5 protein-coding genes are annotated in these 4,556 nt (G+C 60.3%); all 5 read left to right on the plus strand.

Features of this window, described 5'->3' with window-relative positions:
* Positions 1-92: 92 nt before the first annotated feature.
* The 5 genes from epd to fba all read left to right on the plus strand — a co-directional run bounded on the left by epd (position 93) and on the right by fba (position 4,304).
* Positions 93-1,145, plus strand: a complete 1,053-nt coding sequence (epd, locus tag F8N49_RS25800; RefSeq protein ID WP_151553112.1) for an erythrose-4-phosphate dehydrogenase — start codon at positions 93-95, stop codon at positions 1,143-1,145.
* Between the two features lie 12 nt (positions 1,146-1,157).
* On the plus strand, positions 1,158-2,321 hold the full coding sequence (locus F8N49_RS25805; protein WP_151553114.1) for a phosphoglycerate kinase: 1,164 nt from the start codon (positions 1,158-1,160) through the stop codon (positions 2,319-2,321).
* A gap of 34 nt (positions 2,322-2,355) precedes the next feature.
* Positions 2,356-2,577 (plus strand): hypothetical protein, encoded by a 222-nt coding sequence (locus F8N49_RS25810; protein ID WP_016772786.1) that lies wholly within the window; start codon positions 2,356-2,358, stop codon positions 2,575-2,577.
* A gap of 57 nt (positions 2,578-2,634) precedes the next feature.
* Positions 2,635-2,967 carry an MliC family protein gene (locus tag F8N49_RS25815; RefSeq protein WP_110644407.1) on the plus strand — a complete coding sequence of 111 codons (333 nt, stop codon included), beginning with the start codon at positions 2,635-2,637 and terminating at the stop codon, positions 2,965-2,967.
* Positions 2,968-3,239: 272 nt separating this feature from the next.
* Entirely contained in the window at positions 3,240-4,304 is a 1,065-nt protein-coding gene (fba, locus tag F8N49_RS25820; protein WP_008081027.1) for a class II fructose-bisphosphate aldolase, read from the plus strand.
* Positions 4,305-4,556: the final 252 nt, after the last annotated feature.

The raw sequence follows: 4,556 nt of genomic DNA on the forward strand, positions 1-4,556 counted from the left end.
AATGCATTCCAATGTGGGAGCGCGCCTGCTCGCGAAAGCGTTGGTTCAGGCAATATCGCACTGCATGATTCACCACGGTAATCGAGAACCCCATGCCTCAACCGCGTCCTTACAAAGTTGCACTCAACGGCTACGGCCGGATTGGTCGTTGCGTCTTGCGTGCGTTGTTTGAGCGAGGCGAGAAAGCCGGGTTTGAAATTGTCGCGATCAACGATCTGGCCGACATGGCCAGCATCGAATACCTGACACGCTTCGACTCCACCCACGGCCGCTTTCCCGGCGAAGTGCGGGTTGAGGGCGATTGTCTGCATATCAATGGCGACTGCGTGAAGGTCCTGCGCAGTGCCACCCCTGAAGGCATCGATTGGGCGTCGCTGGGCGTCGATCTGGTGCTGGAATGCTCCGGCGCTTACCACACCCGTGCCGATGGCCAGCGTTTTCTCGATGCCGGCGCGCCGCGTGTGCTGTTCTCGCAGCCGATGGCCAGCGAAGCGGATGTCGACGCTACCATCGTCTACGGCGTCAATCAGGACTGCCTGACCGGCGACGAACTGCTGGTGTCCAACGCCTCGTGCACGACAAATTGCGGCGTGCCGCTGCTGCGTCTGCTCGATCAGGCGATCGGTCTCGATTACGTGTCGATCACTACGATTCACTCGGCGATGAACGATCAGCCGGTGATCGACGCCTATCATGACGAAGACCTGCGCCGCACGCGTTCGGCGTTCCAGTCGGTGATCCCGGTGTCCACTGGTCTGGCACGCGGTATCGAGCGCCTGCTGCCGGAACTTGCCGGGCGAATTCAGGCCAAAGCCGTGCGCGTGCCGACAGTCAACGTGTCCTGCCTCGACATCACGATGCAGACCGCCACCGCGACTGACGCCAACGAGGTCAACCGGATCCTGCGCGAAGCCGCCACCAGCGGCCCGCTCAAAGGCCTTCTGGCCTACACCGAGTTGCCGCACGCCAGCTGTGATTTCAACCATGACCCACATTCGGCCATCGTCGATGCCAGTCAGACCCGTGTTTCCGGCCCCAAACTGGTGAACATCCTGGCCTGGTTCGACAACGAATGGGGTTTTGCCAACCGAATGCTGGACGTTGCAGACCACTATCTGCAAACAGCAACTTCAAAAAAACCGTAGGAAGTGCGACCCATGACCGTGTTGAAGATGTCCGACCTCGATCTGCAAGGTAAGCGCGTATTGATCCGCGAAGACCTCAACGTCCCCGTCAAGGACGGTGTTGTCACCAGCGACGCGCGCATCCTGGCTTCGCTGCCGACCATCAAGCTGGCCCTGGAAAAAGGCGCGGCAGTGATGGTCTGCTCGCACCTGGGCCGTCCGACCGAAGGCGAATTCTCCGCCGAGAACAGCCTGAAACCTGTCGCCGACTACCTGAGCAAAGCGCTCGGGCGCGAAGTGCCGCTGGTGGCTGATTACCTCGGTGGTGTTGAAGTCAAGGCTGGCGACATCGTGCTGTTCGAAAACGTACGCTTCAACAAGGGCGAGAAGAAGAACGCCGACGACCTGGCCCAGCAGTACGCGGCCCTGTGCGACGTGTTCGTGATGGATGCTTTCGGTACTGCTCACCGCGCCGAAGGTTCGACCCATGGTGTAGCCAAGTTCGCCAAAGTCGCCGCTGCCGGCCCGTTGCTGGCCGCTGAACTGGACGCACTGGGCAAAGCCCTGGGCGCACCGGCCAAGCCAATGGCGGCCATTGTTGCCGGCTCCAAGGTCTCGACCAAACTCGACGTACTCAACAGCCTGAGCCAGATCTGCGATCAACTGATCGTCGGCGGCGGCATCGCCAACACCTTCCTCGCGGCGGCTGGTCACCCGGTCGGCAAGTCGCTGTATGAACCGGACCTGCTCGACACCGCGCGTGAAATCGCGGCGAAAGTCAGCGTGCCGTTGCCGGTTGACGTTGTGGTCGCCAAGGAATTTGCCGAAAGCGCTGAAGCGACTGTGAAGTTGATCGCTGACGTCGCGGCAGATGACATGATTCTCGACATCGGCCCACAAACCGCGGCCAATTTCGCCGAGCTGCTGAAGTCGTCGAAAACCATTCTGTGGAACGGCCCGGTTGGCGTGTTCGAGTTCGATCAGTTCGGCAACGGCACCAAAGTGCTGGCCCAGGCTGTCGCCGAAAGCTCGGCATTCTCCATCGCGGGCGGTGGCGACACCCTGGCGGCGATCGATAAATATGGCGTGGCTGAGCAGATCTCCTACATTTCCACCGGTGGTGGCGCGTTCCTCGAATTCGTCGAGGGCAAGGTGCTGCCTGCCGTTGAAGTCCTGGAAAGCCGGGCCAAGGCCTGAGGCCGCCCGTTTGGCCAGGCAAAGGAGTGTTCATATGGTCAAGTCGTTAGCGCTGTTGTTGCTGACCGGTACGCTGGCGGCCTGCGGGAGCACCCCGAAGGCTGACGCGACGCCAGCACCGAGCGAACCCCAGAAGGGCTGTTATCAGGCCGACTGGCAGGCCGAAACCAACCCGGTGCTGAACAAGCGCTCGGGTCCGGACGGCCTGGACAAATACGAGACGCAAACCCCGGTCAAGGAACATGGTTGTCCTTGACGGGTCTGACTCTTTAACTCAGGGCTGGCGGCATGCGTCGTCAGTCGAGGAACACGGATGAAAGGCTTGATCGCCGTTGCGGCGTTGGCATTGTTGGGCGGTTGCGCGCAGTTGAACCTGTTTCAGTCGTCGGCGCCGGTAGACAACTGGACGACCTGGACCTGCGACAGCCAGGCCAAGGTGTTGTGGCGTTACGCCGATGCCGGCCAGAAGGAAGTCGACGTTCGCCTCGGCGGCGGTGATCAGGTCTATCGCCTGAAAGAAGAGCCGGGCGCCTCGGGCACGCTGTACAGCGATGGCATGCTGGCGTTTCACGTCAAGGGTGATGAAGGCCTGGTGTACTGGGTCGCCACCAATGACCTGATTGGCCGTGGTTGCAAGGCCGAGTAATTGACACAACACAGATCCAATGTGGAAACCGATCCAACTGTGGGAGCGAGCTTGCTCGCGAAAGCGGTGGATCAGCTTGCATCAATGTTGAATGCCAAGACGTATTCGCGAGCAAGCTCGCTCCCACAGGTGTTCTGTGTCGTTCAGAAGATTTTGGTAACACCGAATCACCAGACCGGGCCTCAACCCCCGATCTGCATTAACTTGAATAGCCGCCGCCGCTCCGGCAGGCTGGCACGATCAACGACCCTCAACCGGGAGAGACACACACAATGGCACTTATCAGCATGCGCCAGATGCTGGACCACGCAGCCGAGTTCGGCTACGGCGTTCCAGCCTTCAACGTCAACAACCTTGAGCAGATGCGCGCCATCATGGAAGCCGCTGACAAGACTGACTCCCCGGTGATCGTCCAGGCTTCGGCCGGCGCCCGCAAATACGCCGGCGCACCATTCCTGCGTCACCTGATCCTGGCGGCGATCGAAGAATTCCCGCACATCCCGGTGTGCATGCACCAGGACCACGGCACCAGCCCTGACGTCTGCCAGCGTTCGATTCAACTGGGCTTCAGCTCGGTGATGATGGACGGCTCGCTGGGCGAAGACGGCAAGACCCCGACCGACTACGACTACAACGTCCGCGTCACCCAGCAGACCGTGGCCATGGCTCACGCCTGCGGCGTATCGGTAGAAGGCGAGCTGGGCTGCCTGGGTTCGCTGGAAACCGGCATGGCCGGTGAAGAAGACGGCATCGGCGCCGAAGGCGTTCTGGATCACAGCCAGATGCTGACCGACCCGGAAGAAGCCGCTGACTTCGTCAAACGCACCCAAGTCGATGCCCTGGCCATCGCCATCGGCACCAGCCACGGCGCCTACAAGTTCACCAAGCCACCCACCGGCGACGTGCTGGCGATCGACCGCATCAAGGAAATCCACAAGCGCATCCCCAACACTCACTTGGTGATGCACGGTTCGTCCTCCGTGCCACAAGAGTGGCTGGCGATCATCAACCAGTACGGCGGCGACATCAAAGAGACCTACGGCGTCCCGGTTGAAGAAATCGTCGAAGGCATCAAGCACGGCGTGCGCAAGGTCAACATCGACACCGACCTGCGCCTGGCCTCCACCGGCGCCATGCGTCGCCTGATGGCGACCAACCCGAGCGAATTCGACCCACGTAAATTCTTCGGCGCCACCGTGACAGCAATGCGTGACGTGTGCATCGCGCGTTACGAAGCGTTTGGTACTGCTGGTAATGCTTCGAAGATCAAACCGATCTCGCTTGAAGCGATGTACCAGCGTTATCTGAAGGGTGAGTTGAACGCCAAGGTCAACTGAGCCTGAGTGTTGAGCTGATTAAAAAGAAACCCGCCGAGACAGACTGTGTGAAAACGCACTGATGGTGGTTCCAGCAAACGCCCCGACTTGTTCGGGGCGTTTGCTTTTGTGCTCACAGCAGACGAAAAAAGGCGTTTCAGCCCATCAGCGCCATCATCTGGCGCACGCCCAACACGTTAATTGCTCTTTTCAGGTTGTAGGCGTTCACCGCCAAGGCCATTTCAGCTCTCGCGCCTTCAAGCTGTCGCAGCA

The organism is Pseudomonas sp. GXM4 (assembly GCF_008923895.1).
In the GTDB taxonomy this organism is placed as follows: domain Bacteria; phylum Pseudomonadota; class Gammaproteobacteria; order Pseudomonadales; family Pseudomonadaceae; genus Aquipseudomonas; species Aquipseudomonas atacamensis.